Here is a 15,628-nt window from a genome sequence, read left to right on the forward strand (position 1 = left end):
ATGGTGTTGCTCCTGTGGGGAGCGGATCGGGCAGGAAAGCAACACCGGCTTAGCGAACTGGAGCAGCCCGACAAAGTCGCTGGTACGAAACACCGGCTTCCGCTTTCCGGCAATGCCCGGAATGAAAGGCAGGCATGGACGGGTCGCGATTACTGAGAAACTGCATCCTTACCAACTACGGTATCGTATCCACCGAGGCGGGTCAGGCCTTCGTGGCTATCGATCCCCGTGTAGCTGAGAGAGGCGTCTTCGTAGCGCCGAAATGCGAAGACAGCGGCATTCATCCTCTCGGTATTGAACACCTTAAGATCAACCAACAAGTTAAAATCAGCCACGGTCAGGCCAGTGACCGTTAGGAAGAGCTCCGGCTCAATTTTCGTGATGACGTCGACAAGCGCATTCTCTCGAAAGTCTGTCAGATACATGAAGGCAGGAATGCGAGTAGCAAATTTGATCAGTTTCTCCTGAACCTTCTTTCTCATGGATTTGTATTCTTTTTCCTCCGCGGTAAGCTCTTTTTTCTCTTTCTTCGAAAGCTCTCCGTCGCGTTCCTTCTTCTTCAGCTCCTTGACCTTGTCACTTTTGTTAACAATCGTCTCGATGACATTGTCGCCGAGGGCTCGCCAACCCTCGATGCGTTCGACAGCTGCCATAGCATCTTTGCTATCCATCACCCGCCGCAGGGTGTCGTTGTCCACGTTGACCAACATCGCGGACTCCCACTTGCGAGCAAGAAGCGTGGCAGACGTGCCAGACATCGCGATATCGAGGATGCCACCAGCGTCTACCTGAACCATCCTCGCCCCATCGTAGGCGAGCACAGGTAGGAACGAGACCAAATCGGCTACTGCTTTTTCGGGATTTGATTCACCGGGTGACAGTCCGATGCCATAGTCTGAAAGCTGGCGTAGTGCGCGAGTTGGAGCGAAATCAAAAACAAAGCATGCTGGTTTCAACACGTCTTCTCGGTTCGGATCATCACCGTCAGGATTGGAAATCGACCACGGTGACTGTACTCGAAAAGCCGCCTGAAAATATGTTTCGGGCGACTTGAGATTACGAAGCATCAGAATTGAGGACCACTGCTTCACAGTTACGCCTGTCGTCAGCTTGCCACATGACAAAGTGATTGTTTTGGTATCGTGCCCGCTGCCTATCGCCTCTCGAACAGGGGGGAGAGCGTCGAGGCCAACTCCTGCGTCTGAGCCTGCGGAAACGATCACCTCATAATCGTGCCAGAAAGTGTTCTGCCTCTCCTCCAATAGGTTCTTCATGGCGTGGCAAGCGGCGACGTTCGGTAGGAACCAGAACGCGTGATTGAGGTACGGCAGGAGTCGGACGTCAGAGTAAGGCCAGGGAGGTTTGCTACCTGATCTCAGACTCTCAATCGCCTGAGACTCGCCGGAACCACGAATGATATTGAGCCACTTCTGGACTTCATTTTTGTGGGAGAACGTCGCCAGAACGCCCTCTCCAGACGCTTTGAAAAACTCGTTTAAGTCAAACTCATCAAATTCGCCGCCGCTGGCGATTGATAGTAGCTCCTCGGGCATCTGGTAGGTCAGGAGACGCATCTGCGGTAACGCACCATAGGGGTTGCGTTTGTCGGGGTGTTCCTCGGAGAACTTCGCCTTCGCTCGCTGCTCGTCGGTATACGTCCAATTAAAAATCTGCTCTTCGATGAACTCCCCTGTAGCCAGTGCCTTGAATGGTGTTCCGGACAGATATAGATATGCCCGCGTGGTGATCGGAAGAAACAGCCCTTCGTTATCGCCCACCACGTCGAGCTGATCGTTCACCTTGTCGAGGCTGCTGGTAAATTCCTGCTCGATCTCTTGCTTGGCGACCGTTTCATCTTCGCCTTCGAACAGCTCCTTTGCAGAATCGCGCCAGGCTCCGAAATGGTATTCATCGAAGACGACCAAGTCCCAGTTGATCGCGTGGATCCACTCATTTTTCTTCTTGACGCTCTTCCCGTCCTTGCCGAGCAAGTCCTGGAACGAGCCGAAATAGACCATCGGCGTATCGGCTGGCACTTCGAGCGGATTGCCATCGGTCTTTTGGGAAACATACCGCCATCCATCGAAATCGACATGGCCTTCAAGGTCTGACTGCCAGGCATCCTCGACAGCGGGTTTGAACGTGACCACCAGCACGCGCCTAGCATTCAATGTCTTCGCGAGTTGGTAGCTGGTAAACGTCTTCCCAAAGCGCATCTTAGCGTTCCAGAGGAAGCGTGGAACGGCCTTCGGATCTTCTGTCCACCGCGACTGGTAGTAGTCGAAGGTTTGCTTGACCGCATCCGCTTGCTCGCTTCGCATCGCAAAGTGCTGGTCACGCGACGCTTCGAACCGTAGGCCTTGCTGCAGCTCGATTATCGCGCTCTTCACGTCCTCAGGCGCGCACTGTATCCATTCGCGCGATGACCCCCGCACGACATTTGCGAAGCCCTTGTCCACCAGTCTTTGCCGAATATCGCTATCGCGGAATGTCGAACCATCTCTGCGCTCGGCGAAGGTATTTACATCTGTATGCAGCGTGTACGCGTGTTGCATCTGGCCCTGCGACTGGCGAATACGATCATTGACGTTTTCCTGAGTTGTTTGTCCGACCTTAATTAGGCCGAGGTAGTCTTTGGGCGGATCATTCGGTGACCAGGCGTATATGCGCAACCGCCCTTCCGGTCTCGGGGCGAGGATTGCGTCGATCGAGGGACTATTCAACGGGCACTTCCATGGGGCGGATCAGACTTTCGATCAAAGCAATCTCACTCGAATCAAATCCATATTTTGTATAGAGTGCATCATCCGTCCAGACTCTATCCCAAGTCTGCATAGGTACCCATTGGTAAGTTGAGTGCGTAGCGTGCTGCGAGATCTTTCGAAGCGATACTAAATACCGAAAAAATCGGGTCGTATAGTAAGACTGAAGACTTTTCGCCTCACTTTCCGATGATAGAAAGAAGAACAGAAACGATTGCGTGCAAACAGACGGTGAGGGCGCAATCATTGAAGGACCCAGCACAAGGTCGATTCCACTCTTCTCTCGCTCGCGACCTGAACCCACCGCTGGAACTAGGACCTTCCACGTATCGATTAAATTCTCACTCTTGGATACGTTCCCGCGTTCAATATAACCAACTAATCGTTTCATCTTGCGGATATAGTGCAGAGGCACATCCCCTTCACGTTCTTGTTGGTGAAAGCCAGCAAAATTTGAAGTCCAACCAAATTCTTTATCGCGAGCAAGTATGGCATTCACAGAAGGTTCTTCATGCACAAGCACCTTTCGCAAAATCTCAACTGCGCGGCTGTCTCGAACAAGAACGTCGAATTCATCAAGATCGCGTTTACTCGGCCCAATAGAATCACCAGACCTTACGCTGGTAAACTCGCAGCTTCCAGAGTATTGCGAGTCCCAAAGGAAGTAGCATGCGCCACCATTTATTCCTACGGACGGAAATATCTCGGCGGCATTAGGAAAATCGACTAATTGTCGAATGCGTTTATCACTGAGCATTGTCTGGCGAAATTCATTCAAACCTAAGCCGCTCGCCATCCAACGTGATGGAATAATCATTGTAAGCAAACGTGGTTCAAGACTTTTAGCCTGGTCCACAAAACGATGGTAGATTGGAACATCGCGCGTGCCTCCATCACTTGCCAGTTGATATGGAGGGTTCCCGATTATAACATCGAATTTCATGCTCTCTCCAAAAATCTCGTCCATTCGCGCCGCGATACTATCGGCGTGGATAAATGGGTATGCATGTGTTTCCGCTTCTCCGCCGCGAGATAGGCGGCTTTCCTTGGCTCCGCAGAATATGCACTTTCCGCTCTGCCAAGTATGCTCCATTCGCTCGTGCCAAATATTTCCAGCATCATCAGTAAACGCTTGTGAGATTGAATGGAGGCCGGAAGCGTGCTTCGAGCAGTAGAGGCTACGACGTGCTAGCAGTGCGGTGAGTTGGGTGATCCCGATACCAAAAACCTGCTGGGTCAAGATATGGTCAACTCGCTGTTGCAAGTCAGGAATCTCAGGTTCTAATCCTTTAATTAGACGCTTCGCAATTTCGCGCAAGAAGACACCGGACTTGGTGCACGGGTCAAGAAAGGTAATCTCGCTATTCGTCCAGATGTCCGCGCCATCGTTATTCGCTGCCCAAACCTCTGCCACGGAGTCGAGCATGCGATTAGCAAAGTCAGGTGGCGTAAAGACCTCGTCGTTAGAGAGATTGGCGATGCAGCTCAGCACATCCGGGTTGCGGCCCTTAAGAGCGAATTCGGATTCCTCAATCACGCGACACCTGATCGTCTTTCGCTGCGAGATCGGTGACTGTCATCGGCGGGTAGTTGGCAGTCGGTTGAAAGATCTCGTGGCTACCGAGGCCCGAGAAGAGAGAGCGCTCCTCTTGAAACCGAGACATGCCTATCAGTACGTCGAGCCGAAAATCGCGCCGGTTAAACTTTCCATTCCCGATGGAGCTCCACTCGACAACGGTGATTGGCTCGCCATCGGCGGAAGTCATCGTCATTGCGTCCCCATGGATTAGATTGAGGGCGAGGATGTGTGATGCCGCACGATAAAGTTCATCTGTAGGCTGAAGTCCGAGATACTGGGCGAATACCCCCAGCATATTTGCGCGGCATTCGGTTATGTTGTCCGACAGGAGCTCGACTCCGTACAAGCTCGCTAGGGCGAGCAATGCATAGTGCCGTTTTGCGAAATCTGACTTTCCGTACTTGACCTCAACCGATGCTAGCTTGCGCTGAAGCACCGGGACCAGGAAGTTTCCGCTGCCACATGCGGGCTCTAAGAAACGGGAGTCGATCCTCTCGGCCTCGCCCTTCACCAGGTCCAGCATCTTCTCAACCAGCCAGGGCGGCGTGAAAACCTCACCGTGATCCGCTACCCGCTGTTTTGACTTGATGAGGTCCGAGCCTGGGCCGTTCGGTTTTTCCCGATGACCGCTTCCTGCGGACGGCGCTGTTTGCGGCGCGCCATCCTTGGGCATCTCATCTACGGAGCCATTGGCCCTCTCAGCTTCGTGGAAGCGTTCAAGCACTTCAAGCGAGCGGAGAACACGTTCCGGCGGCTCAATCGAGCCATCTTCCCACTGACAAACCGTTGATAACGGAAGCCCGAACTCCTCGGCAGCGCTTTCAGGCGAAAGACCAGCTGCGGCACGTAAGGATGAGAAGACAGATGGCTTTTTGGCTAGGGAGGTCATGAAGACTCAGATTGATAAGGCAATTGCCCTCGCGCGAAAAGGGCAATCCGACGTGTGACACAGCCCGACCTTCGCGCCGATACTATGGTCGCTTGTACCACGTACCCTTACCCCTCCCATGTTGCTCGACCAAGGCAGCGCCGACCAGCTCCCGCAGCCGCACTTTCACCGTGTTCCGGTTCGCCCCGGTCCCCTCGACAAGCTCGCTGATCGTGCGCCGTCCGTGCTTGTCGAGTTCGGCCAGGATCTGCAGCGATAGGGTCGGCAGATCGCTCCGCTCCTCCCCCTTCCGCCGGGGCGCTTCAGCCTCTAATCGCCGTTCGAGATTGTCCTTCTGGCGCTTCAAGCAGCGGAGGAAGAACCCCACCCATGGGGTCCAGTCGGGCTCCCGGTTCGCGAGCGTGATCTGCGTCCGGCGGAGGGCTTTGTAATACTGCTCCTTGTTGTCCTCGATGACGCTTTCGAGGGACGCGTAGGGCGCGTATTCGTAGCCCGAGCGCAGCAGGAGAAGCGTCGTCAGGACCCGGCTGAGGCGGCCATTGCCGTCCTGGAAGGGGTGGATCGCGAGGAAGGTGACGACGAATACCGCCGTGATCAGGAGGGGGTGAAGCGCCTCCTCGCGGAACGCCTTGTCGGTCCAGGCGACGAGATCCTCCATCTCCTTCGGGGTCGCGAAAGGCGGGCTCGTTTCGAAGAGGATGCCGACCTGTTTCCCGTCCGCATCGAGGGCGACGATGTTGTTCGTCAGGGCCTTGTAGAGCCCCCGGTGACGCTCGTCGCGGAAGCTGTGCCGAAGAAGCACGTGGTGCAGCTGGCGGATGGTGCTCTCCGTCGGGCGGAGGTCGTCATAGGCCTCGAAGACGAGGTCCATCGCCTCGGCATAGCCCGCCACTTCCTGCTCATCGCGGGAGGTGAAGGACCCCGCTTCGAGGTTCGCCAGGAGCGTTTCGACCTGGGCGTCGGTAAGCTTTGCGCCCTCGATCCTGGTGGAGGAGCCGACGCTTTCGACGGTGGCGACTTTCCTCAACGCGGTAAGGCGTTCGGGGGAGAGCTGGCCTAAAGCCGCCCATCGGCCTTTGAACTCGTCGATCTCGGCAACGAGCTTCACGAGGTCCGCCGAAAGAAGGAGCTGGGGGTCGATCATCCCCCCAAGATACCCGAATTTTATACCCATATATACCCGAAAATACCTCAACGGGATCGCGGGCGGCAGGGCTACATTCTGGCTCTATGGTGGCCCCGGAGCGGACGGCCGGTCACCGCTTCGGGGTCCATGTTCTGCTCGATCTTCTATACCGTCCTACCGAAGCGGTGGCCTGCCGCCCTTCCTCGGGGCCGGAGGCTGGCCGAGGGTTGCCCGCCTGAGGGCGCTCAGAGGGGTAGTGGGAGCGAAAAAAGGAGACCGGATCTGCTCGGGCCCATTGCCTGGGAAGGGGCGCTCTTAGGGGCCCATAGAGAGAAGCAGGTGGACCTCTCAAGAACGGCCAGGGGCCGCCCTGGCCTGATCACACACAACGCACAGGGTGCCTGGGGCCCTCAAAGCAAGTCTGCGCCCGGGTTTGAGGGCAAATCCGCGAAACCGAGCCGCTTTGGCGCGTCGTATCCGGGCATGGCGCTAGACCCGCATTCGCAACGGCTATGCCGGATACGGATTGTCTCCGAAACGCGCTGTCGATGCAGACACCGTGTTTTTGGACTGAAATAGTGCTTTCGGACTAGCCGTTGCTCAACATCAGCCCTGGAGCGCTCGCCACTCTGTGGCGCTGGGAGATCTCTTTTCCAAAGGGTGGGTGGGTTACGTCCGGGGCGCAGTAGGGGTGCGCCTGAGATACGCGGGCAGCACTCAACCGGCTCACATCGCAAAATCCAGCAATCTGCGAATGGCTCTTTCATTGGGCTTCAGGATGGGTTAGACGGATACAGAACGCGCCGTTTGAGTACGGACGTTCGGCCTACCAACTAAATGCAGAAAGGGAGACTATGATGCGCATTGAGCATTCTAAGCCGCTGAAATTCTGCAGAAAATCAAGCGCTAATACGCCTCCCCGGTGCGCCACTCTCCCTCTTCTGTTGATCTGAATAAGTTCTCCGTCAGAGCTATGACGCTTTTTGCGTTTTGCACTGCAGGATGCATTGGCGCCTGATCTGAGAGATTAGAATTCCATTATAATACAACAGCCTAGAGCACTCATGCCTGCGGCCCTTGTCCTGCAGTGATGGCTGCATGACCCATCCTCTGATCACCCGCGCCGGACGTTTCCTTGCTTTCGCAGCTTTGCTGCCGACGTTTGCAGGCTGTGCCTCGGTCCGGCTGCCTGAGAACGACTTTGAGAGTGCGCCGGGCGGCTCCGCCTACATGGCTGAGTGGCGGTCGGAGTACCGCCGTGCCTCGCTCGACCGGGGCTGGGCGGAGGAGGCGAATTCCGCATCCTGCGTTGCCGAGCCGCTGCCCGCTGATGCTGCTGCGCTCCCGCTTGTCCCATCCAAGGAGCTCTCCGCAGAGCCCGTTCTTGCGCCCGGGGACCTCCTCATCCTGTCGGTTGAGGATGACGTGCTCTTCTCCGGCAGCGTCGTGGTTGCGCAGGACGGGACGATCGGTCTGCGCCATGCGGGGCCGGTCGCGGTTGCGGGCCTGACCCTGAGGGCTGCAGGCCAAGAAATCGAAGAGAGACTGGTCGCAGCGGAGATCTACAAGCCGGGCTACGCGTCGGTGAGCCTCCGGGTTGCCGCATGGGCGCCCGTCGATGTCGCTGTCGAAGGCGCAGTCTTCCAGCCGGGCATCGTCACGGTGAACGACATCCCCGCTGAGGCCGTCCGTACCGAGAAGGTCGAGGCCGCAGGCGATCACGCGCTCCAAAGACGTCTTTCCGCTGCCCTCCGATCGGCTGCAGGCGCTCGTCCTGATGCAGACCTTTCACGCGTCATCCTCGTCCGCCAGGGACGCAGGAGCCCTGTCGACCTGACCGGAATCATAGCTGGTGGCGCCGCGGAGGATCCGTTTCTTGAGGCTGGTGACCGCATCATCGTGCCGGGCAGGGGTTGCTATGACCAGCGCCTGGCAAGGCCAAGCCCGGTGACACCGCCGGGCATACGGATCTTCCTCTCCAACCTGACCGCGCCTGCGCGCGCCAATGCACCGTCAGCCATCGGAGAAAATGCGACCCGTGTTCCTTACGGCACGACCATGTTCCAAGCCCTGTTCTCCGCCAACTGCGTCGGCGGCACGCAAGTGACCAACGCCGGGCGCTTTGCCGTCCTCGCCACCCGCGACCCTCGCACGGGCGAGGAGGTGGTCATCCAGCGGGCCATTGAAGACCTTGTCCGCCGCAACGACCGCCGCGAGTTCAATCCCGTCCTGATGCCGAACGACAGCGTCGCCTGTTACGACTCGGTTGTGACCAATGTCCGCGATGTCCTCGCCACCATTGGAGAAGTCGCCGGCCCTGCGCTTCTCACCGTGGGTATCGCAGGAGCTGCCCAATGATCATCCTGAAAACCATCCACAACGTCTTCCGCCCCAAACAGACCGAGATGTTCGCTGCGCGCAGGGCAGGGAAGAGCATTGTCCGCAAGCTGATTTCTGGCTTTGACCGGGAAGGCCGCGCGTTCCGCTACTCGTCGCTTGGCGTCATTGGCACAGCCGTGATCTTCGGCCTCGCCATCGCCTATATCGTCCTGACACCGAAGAGCTACACCAGCGACATGACCCTGATCATGCCCGGTTCCGGCGCGGGCAGCTCGATCAATCTCAGCGAGATCGGCCAGGCCTCGTCAATGACGTCGTCACCCTTCTCGCAGGCCTCCCTAAGCCCCACGGAGAACTACAAGCGGATCATCACCTCACGGAGGGTCCTCCACCGTGCAGCGGCTATCGTGGAGACGAGCCCGGAAAGCTTCCCTGATCCCTCTATCAAGCTCGTCGACCAGACCCAGCTGATGATGATTAAGATGTCGACCCGTGACCCGGCGGTCTCGCAGCAGTACGCCGAGGCGCTGCTCTCGGCGTTTCTCCTTGAGCTGGAAGAACTCCGCGAAGGGGAAATGGCTATCCGTCAGGAGGTCTACCAGCGCCATATCGCCGAGTTCCGTCAGGGCCTCACCGAGACCCGCGGCGCGATCCTCGCGACCCAGAGCGCGGCGGGCATTGTCTCCCTCGATCAGTATAAGGAGATCGTCGCCACCCTCGAAGACTCGCGCAATGAGCTGGAGCGTCAGAAGGCAGCCCTCGCTGAAGCAGGCGGTCGCATCGAAACGCTCTCCCGTCTTCTTGGCATCGACGAGAGCCTCGCCGTCCACGCCTTCACGATCTTCACCGACCCGGAGGCGCGTGAGCTTTCCCGCCGCCTCGCGGAGGAACGGACCAGCGTCGCAGCGATGTCGCTCCGCTATGGCGCCAACCATCCTGAGCTGATGAAAGCCACTCGCACCGCAGGCTCGCTCAGCGCTTCCCTGCGCGCCCGTGGCCGGCTCCTAACGGGCCTTGGCGATGAGATCCTCGCACCGCTTTTCGAGCACGCCGCCGTTGAAGAGCGCGCGAGCCTGATGAAGGAACTTGTCGAGACCGCAGCGCTGCGCGGCGCTATCGCAGCCCGTATCTCCGAGCTCACATGGCAGATCGACACGGCCGTCCTCCGCGTTGAGGAGCTGAAGCCCATCGCGGCGAAGCTCGACGATCTCGAGCGCGACCATCTCATTGCGGAAGCTGTCTTTTCCTCGGCACTCGCGCGGACCGACACGTCGAAAACCGACGTCTTCCAGTCCTACCCGCTGGTGCAGGTGCTAGAAGCGCCGCTGCTGCCTGTGGGACCGTCGGCGCCGATGCCCAAGATTGCCCTCGCAGGCGCCTTTGCGGCGTCTTTACTCTGGATGTTCACACTGGTGCTCCTATGGATCAGGCTTCCCGTCCTCCAGGCGATCCTGAAGACCGTCTGACACTGTGGGGCTGGGCACTGAGCTGGCCAGCCTACGCCGTTGGTGCGTTCTACGTCCTGGGGCCGCTGGTCGGCTATCTCCTCCTCGGTCTCCTCTGCGTCCGGAGCTATTTTGCTCCGGCGCTTTCCGCATCGAAGAGGCCCCATGACATCCCTTTCGGGGTCTGGGTCTGGATTGTCGGGATGCTGGTCATGCTGGTGGCGCTCTTCGCGGGGCACGTGGCCAATGCGCTGGGCCTCGGGCAAACCATCAAGTCGACCATCGGCTGGGCCAAAGGTTGGGCGCTGCTCGCGCTCTTCCCGCTGGTGGGCGCGTGCCTCCATGTTCGTGCTGAGACGATTTACAGGGCCTGCGGGTACTTCTCCCTCCAAACCCTGATCCTCTTGCCGCTGTTCCTGGTCGCTCCGTTCGTAGGCCTGCCCGAAGCGCTGTTCGTCTCGCCGCTGAAAGCCATCGGCGGTCCGGGGCCAGAGGTCTTCACCGTCTACCTCTACACGATCGCTCCAGACACAGGGGCAGCGCGCTGGCAGTTCCTTGCCCCGTGGGCGCCTGCGGCAGGCCTCATCGCCAATCTCCTTTTCATCAGCGCGATGGAGGAGAAGCACCGCTTCTGGAAAGCCGTCGGCGTCACCGCCGCGCTGGCTATCGTCGTCCTCTGCCAGTCGCGGATGGCGATGCTGAGCCTCTTCCTCATCTACCCGGCGGCATGGGCCGTCAGCCGGATCCTCCGTCCCACGACATTCCTCGCCGCGAGCATCGTCAGCCTCGTCGCGGGCGTCCTCGCGCCGCTCCTCATCAGCGCTGCGGACTCAGCGATCAACAGCTTCACCTCGGCCCGGGCCGACTCGAGCCGCGTCAGGGGCGCACTGAACCGGATCGCGCGGGAGAGGGGGCTCGAAGAGAACCCGATCTGGGGCCACGGCATTGTCGAGCCGGGTCCGCACTATGTCGAGTACATGCCGATCGGCAGTCATCACTCCTGGTACGGACTGATATTCGTGAAGGGGCTTGTCGGTTTCTTCGCGTTTCTCGTCCCAGTGATCTGGAGCCTGCTTGAGCTCATCACGCTGGCACCGGCCGTGAAGGCTGCGCGGGCAGCGCTCGCATGTCTCCTCCTCATGCTGTTCTTCAGCTTCGGTGAGAACATGGAGATGCTGGCCTATCTCTACTGGCCTGGTCTCATGCTGATTGGCGTGGCTTTCCGCGAGGGGATGCTCCTCCAGCGGAAGGCTCTAGCTGAGAGAGGCTAGCCGAGGGCGGTCAGAAGCTCCGTCCACCCCTCAACCTGCTGGTCATAGGCACCGCGTGCGCTGCGCCGCGCTTCGTCTGTCAGGGAGAGGATGTCCTGAGGCGCGAGCCCCTCAAGCAGCGTTCGAAGGCCCTGCTCATCATCCGCAGGCACCATGATCCCGCCTCCACTGGCTAGCTGATCGACCAGTCCATCGACACCATAAGCGATGAGTGGCCGACCGGCGGCGCGCGCTTCCAATCCAGTCAATCCGAACGCCTCGTATCGGGAGGTCATCAGCAGCGCGTCTATCGACCGCATGAACGCCCGGGGATCATCCACCGAGCCAACAAAGCGAATGTTGGGCGCGTCTCTTTCGAGAGCCTTCAGCTCGTCCTCCAGAGGTCCGTACCCGCCGACGACCAGCGTAACACCCTCCACCCCGCGCGCAGCCCGGATCGCATCCTCCATGCCTTTCTGCATGGCGAAACGGCCAAGGATACCGAGCGTGACATGCCCCTCAGGACACGGAGGGGTGAGCATCTCAAAGCCTTCCGTCCTCCGACTCATCCTGATGGTGGACAGCTTCTTCGCAGGCACCACGCCGCTCGCAAGAAGCCACGCAGCCTGGGTTTCGCTCACGGCCACCACCCGGTCCACCAGACTGTAGGCGAGGCGAAGCATCATGCGAAACCGGCCCTTGGCCTCGACGCAATGGCGCTCAAAGCCTTGCGTGTAGCTGTGTTCCTCGAGGATGATATGTGCCCCGGGATTGCTCAGGCGCAGCCCCGTCAGGAAAGGCATCTTCCGCCAGCTGACGGTCAGGTGCAGGACTATGACGTCTGCCTTGAGCCGGGGACCTGGGCGGCTTGAATCCAGCTCGACAAGTTGCGAGCGAGCGATGCTCGCAAGGCGGTAATCGTGGAACATTTCGATATGCTGCATCACACCGCCAAGGCCGGTGTCGTCAACGACATGCGCAATACGGAGGGTCATGACGCACCACCCAGGAACCGGCGGCGGATAACCTCGACGAATGAGCTCGGCGCGAAGGCAAAGAAGATGGCTGCACCGACAGTTGTGGTCGTCTTGAGAGGCTCACGGATGAAAAGATGCGGTGCTTCGCGCAGCGCTTTCATGCAGAGAGAGAGCCCCTGCGCGCCCTTGCCTGACTGGACGGCCCTGCGCGCAAGATAGCGCAGCTGGAACCCACGTGCGACCTTCGCCCAGCGGCGGTGGAATTGCGGGTTGGTCTCGGCAACCTTGCTCACCATCCGCTCCCAGTTCGCTAGCTGCTTCTCCACATCTGCAGACAGGCCATTCGCATTGATCCGATAGTTTGTGAGCTGACCGGGCAGGCCCTCCATTTTCCAGTCCGTCGTCAGAGCAATCCGCGTCCAGCATTCAATGTCCTCAGACTGACGGAACGTCTCGTCGAAGTAGGCACTCTCCCCATGCACGGGATCGGAATAGGCGATATCCTCAAAGACTTTCCTGCGGAAAACCGGTGCAGAGCCGTTGCCAATCGGATTACGAAGGAAGACATGTTCCGGCCTGACATCCTTCAGGCGAGGCTTCTGGCTCACGCCGATCGCGCCGCTCAGCTCGTCGACCATGGCAGAACCAGAGTAGCTGATGCCGACCTGCGGCGAGGCTTCCAGGTGGATCACATGGTTGCGGAGCTTGTGCGGATGCCAGGTGTCGTCAGCGTCGATCAGCGCAATGAACTTACCGCGCGCTTCCCGGATGCCAGTGTTTCGCGCGCCGGAAAGCCCGCGGTTCTTCTGGTGGATCATCCGTACGCGGGGGTCATGGAACCCTTCGCAGACTGCGATGCTGGAATCCTTCGCGCCATCATTGACGATAAGAAGCTCAAAGTCCTCGAAGCTCTGCCCAAGGACGGAATAGACGGTCTCTGCCACGGTCATCTCTGCGCCGTAGACTGGCATCACTACGGAGACGGCGGGGATGTTGTTGTCGTTCGTCATGTCAGCCTCCTGACGGTTCAACGCGCAACGGCGCGGGCGATATGCTTGTTGGAGAGAAGGGGCGCAGCGAGGACGCCTGCGATGGTGGAGAGGGTCCTGCGCGGCTCCCGCACCAGCAGCTGCGGGGCCTGCGAAACGGCACGGAGGAGGGTCCCAAGATCGCCCTCGTCCGGCCTGCCAAGGCGCAAACGCCTGCGGACCGCGTAGCGGGTGAACCGGGCGATGATCTCTGCCTCGGCATTGGCAACATGGCCGGGGGCCATTGCCTTCGCTGCAGCGACCACGCAGCTCCAGTCCGCGGAAAACTGCTCGAGATCTGAGGACAGGCCCTCCGCAGACGTCCTGTAGTTGACGGTCAACCTGTCGATGCCCCGGACCTTGTGTGCGGCGAGGAAGAGGCGCGCGAGAAAGTCTTGGTCCTCGGCCCGGTCAAGGTCTTCGGTGAAGCCGCCAATCGCCCTCGCGGCATCTGTCCTGACGCAGATGTTCGACGCCGTGCAGACCTGGTTGTCGCCTAGGATCAGGGGCAACGTCAGCGTCCTGCAGAAGCTGCTCAACCGTCCGTCCTCGCCATGCGCGGGATCCCAGAAGCGCACCCGGCCGAAGGACAGGGCGAGTCCGGGATCGCTGGCGAACGCTTCCAGATGTCCCGCCAGAGCACCGGGGAGCAGCATGTCATCGGCATCAAGAAACGCCAGATACCGTCCACACGCTGCGGCAATCCCGGCATTGCGAGCTGCCGAAACCCCAGCATTCGCCTGCTTGATCACCCGCAGCCGTGGGTCACCGGCCCCCGCGCGCTCAGCAGCACCAGCATCGTCCGTCGGTGAACCATCATCAATGACAATGACTTCGAGCCCTTCAATCTCTTGAGTGAGTGCAGACCGGACAGCGTCTCCTACGGTGCCTGCGCTGCGGTAGCTCGGGATGATCACGGTAAAGAGGATGTACTTATGCATGCTGGAGCTCCTTGGTCTGAGAAGAGGGGGTCATCTGTAGGCCGACGAAACGCAGACAGATGGAGAGGATGAGCTGGGCGCCTCCGGTGACCGCTGCGAGAGCGATGGCGGCGGCAAGGAGGCTCAACTGAGCGCCAGCGAGAAGCGCGAGAAGGGCGGCCGTGCCGATCAGAGCGTTGCCGGCGAACTCCGCACCGCTCCGGCCCTCGCTCCGAGCAAGCTGGACGACGCTCTCCCAAAGGAGCCGCGGCGCGCCCGTGAGGCAGAGGACGGCGACGATCGCGACCGCGCCATCCCACCGGTTGCCAAAGAGGATCGGGACGTAGAGAGGCGCAGCCACGGCCTGAACGACGAACACTGCGGTCAATGCGGGCAGGGCCGTCCACGCGAAGCGGTCGAACCGTTCACGGCGGCTCTGGCCCTCTTCGTCCTTACACAGAAAAGGCATCAGGATGAGCGAGAAGGCCGAGGAAACCGCTTGCGTCAGGCCGAGGCCAGCAGAGGTCGCGAGGTACCAGAGGCCCGCGGCTTCAACGCCGAGGACAGCGCCAATGATCGGCTTGTCGAGGTTGAGGCGTACGGCCGCCAGCGCTTCTGAGCCAAGGATCGGCAGACCAAACTTGAGGATCGGTCCCCACGCGGCCGCCTGAACCTCGCGCTGGGGCTGCCACTTCACGAGGCGCCTGACGCAAACGAGCCAGATCGGCATCGTCAGCACCTTGGGCAGGACCAGGGCCCAGACGCCCGCTCCGGCAAGCGCGAGCACAACGGTCAGAACACAGTCAGCTATGTTCTGGGCCGCTGCGATCCGTGCGACCTCATCGGCACGCTCATCGCGCAGGGCACGGAACACATGGACGAGGCCCAACGGCATTCCAAGGAACACGAGCGCGAGCGCCATGCCAAGATAGGGAGCCGAAACGTGGCCCGTAGCCCCACCCACCATCCAGCCGATCGCGAGCTGAATCCCTGCAAGCACTGCGCAGACGAGAATGTTCAGCTGCCAGCTCGCCTTGGAAACCGCCTCGAGTTCATCTGCATGTGCCCTGATGATCGATTGGCCAGTACCGATCTGTGCACCGACTTTGACCAGCTCGTGGCTCGACAGGAGCAGGGCAGCGACACCGAATGCCTCTGGCCCGAGGATCCGGGCAACAATCGCGACGGAAAGCAGTCGGACCGCCCGGGTGGCGACATCAGCGCCAGCCAGCCAAGCGAGGTTTCGCGCGATACGGGTGCGCAGAAGGGCGGCGATGGAAGTCTTGGTCTTGCGAAGATCGAGCACGGTTTT

The 15,628-nt window shown here is 59.6% G+C and carries 11 protein-coding genes; 3 read left to right on the forward strand and 8 right to left on the reverse strand.

Features of this window, described 5'->3' with window-relative positions:
* Nucleotides 1–149: 149 nt before the first annotated feature.
* The 4 genes from HK107_RS09220 to HK107_RS09235 form a co-directional block, all read right to left on the reverse strand.
* On the reverse strand, nucleotides 150–2,672 hold the full coding sequence (locus HK107_RS09220; RefSeq protein WP_198912380.1) for a DEAD/DEAH box helicase family protein: 2,523 nt from the start codon (nucleotides 2,670–2,672) through the stop codon (nucleotides 150–152).
* 43 nt (nucleotides 2,673–2,715) lie between these two features.
* Nucleotides 2,716–4,299, reverse strand: coding sequence for an Eco57I restriction-modification methylase domain-containing protein (locus HK107_RS15990; RefSeq protein ID WP_173199007.1), 1,584 nt, complete (start codon nucleotides 4,297–4,299; stop codon nucleotides 2,716–2,718).
* Entirely contained in the window at nucleotides 4,292–4,930 is a 639-nt protein-coding gene (locus HK107_RS09230; protein WP_408636688.1) for an N-6 DNA methylase, read from the reverse strand. The genes HK107_RS15990 and HK107_RS09230 overlap by 8 nt, the downstream gene beginning before the upstream one ends.
* Before the next feature lie 382 nt (nucleotides 4,931–5,312).
* Entirely contained in the window at nucleotides 5,313–6,374 is a 1,062-nt protein-coding gene (locus HK107_RS09235) for a Fic family protein (protein WP_173199011.1), read from the reverse strand.
* A gap of 1,080 nt (nucleotides 6,375–7,454) precedes the next feature.
* Between HK107_RS09235 and HK107_RS09240 the strand changes: the two genes are divergently transcribed.
* Genes HK107_RS09240 through HK107_RS09250 form a run of 3 tightly spaced genes read left to right on the forward strand, consistent with a single transcriptional unit; the run spans nucleotide 7,455 to nucleotide 11,412 of the window.
* Nucleotides 7,455–8,714 (forward strand): polysaccharide biosynthesis/export family protein, encoded by a 1,260-nt coding sequence (locus HK107_RS09240; protein WP_173199013.1) that lies wholly within the window; start codon nucleotides 7,455–7,457, stop codon nucleotides 8,712–8,714.
* Nucleotides 8,711–10,162 (forward strand): GumC family protein, encoded by a 1,452-nt coding sequence (locus tag HK107_RS09245; protein ID WP_173199015.1) that lies wholly within the window; start codon nucleotides 8,711–8,713, stop codon nucleotides 10,160–10,162. Before HK107_RS09240 ends, HK107_RS09245 begins: the two co-directional genes overlap by 4 nt.
* Entirely contained in the window at nucleotides 10,117–11,412 is a 1,296-nt protein-coding gene (locus HK107_RS09250; RefSeq protein ID WP_173199017.1) for an O-antigen ligase family protein, read from the forward strand. The genes HK107_RS09245 and HK107_RS09250 overlap by 46 nt, the downstream gene beginning before the upstream one ends.
* Here HK107_RS09250 and HK107_RS09255 read toward each other — a convergent pair.
* The 4 genes from HK107_RS09255 to HK107_RS09270 are packed head-to-tail and all read right to left on the reverse strand — an operon-like array spanning nucleotide 11,409 to nucleotide 15,622.
* Nucleotides 11,409–12,386, reverse strand: a complete 978-nt coding sequence (locus HK107_RS09255) for a glycosyltransferase family 4 protein (protein ID WP_173199019.1) — start codon at nucleotides 12,384–12,386, stop codon at nucleotides 11,409–11,411. The genes HK107_RS09250 and HK107_RS09255 overlap by 4 nt on opposite strands.
* On the reverse strand, nucleotides 12,383–13,378 hold the full coding sequence (locus HK107_RS09260; RefSeq protein ID WP_173199021.1) for a glycosyltransferase family 2 protein: 996 nt from the start codon (nucleotides 13,376–13,378) through the stop codon (nucleotides 12,383–12,385). The genes HK107_RS09255 and HK107_RS09260 overlap by 4 nt, the downstream gene beginning before the upstream one ends.
* Nucleotides 13,379–13,395: 17 nt before the next feature.
* Nucleotides 13,396–14,337 (reverse strand): glycosyltransferase family 2 protein, encoded by a 942-nt coding sequence (locus tag HK107_RS09265; protein ID WP_173199023.1) that lies wholly within the window; start codon nucleotides 14,335–14,337, stop codon nucleotides 13,396–13,398.
* A complete protein-coding gene (locus HK107_RS09270; RefSeq protein WP_173199025.1) occupies nucleotides 14,330–15,622 on the reverse strand; it encodes an oligosaccharide flippase family protein in 1,293 nt (430 codons plus the stop codon). Before HK107_RS09270 ends, HK107_RS09265 begins: the two co-directional genes overlap by 8 nt.
* Nucleotides 15,623–15,628 lie beyond the last annotated feature (6 nt).

The organism is Parvularcula mediterranea, from assembly GCF_013085255.1.
GTDB classification, from domain to species: domain Bacteria; phylum Pseudomonadota; class Alphaproteobacteria; order Caulobacterales; family Parvularculaceae; genus Parvularcula; species Parvularcula mediterranea.

Coding starts and splice junctions, on each gene's coding strand:
- HK107_RS09235 (WP_173199011.1), bottom strand. CDS start 6,374: ATGATCGACCCCCAGCTCCTTCTTTCGGCGGACCTCGTGAAGCTCGTT.
- HK107_RS09240 (WP_173199013.1), top strand. CDS start 7,455: ATGACCCATCCTCTGATCACCCGCGCCGGACGTTTCCTTGCTTTCGCA.
- HK107_RS09245 (WP_173199015.1), top strand. CDS start 8,711: ATGATCATCCTGAAAACCATCCACAACGTCTTCCGCCCCAAACAGACC.
- HK107_RS09250 (WP_173199017.1), top strand. CDS start 10,117: ATGGATCAGGCTTCCCGTCCTCCAGGCGATCCTGAAGACCGTCTGACA.
- HK107_RS09255 (WP_173199019.1), bottom strand. CDS start 12,386: ATGACCCTCCGTATTGCGCATGTCGTTGACGACACCGGCCTTGGCGGT.
- HK107_RS09260 (WP_173199021.1), bottom strand. CDS start 13,378: ATGACGAACGACAACAACATCCCCGCCGTCTCCGTAGTGATGCCAGTC.
- HK107_RS09265 (WP_173199023.1), bottom strand. CDS start 14,337: ATGCATAAGTACATCCTCTTTACCGTGATCATCCCGAGCTACCGCAGC.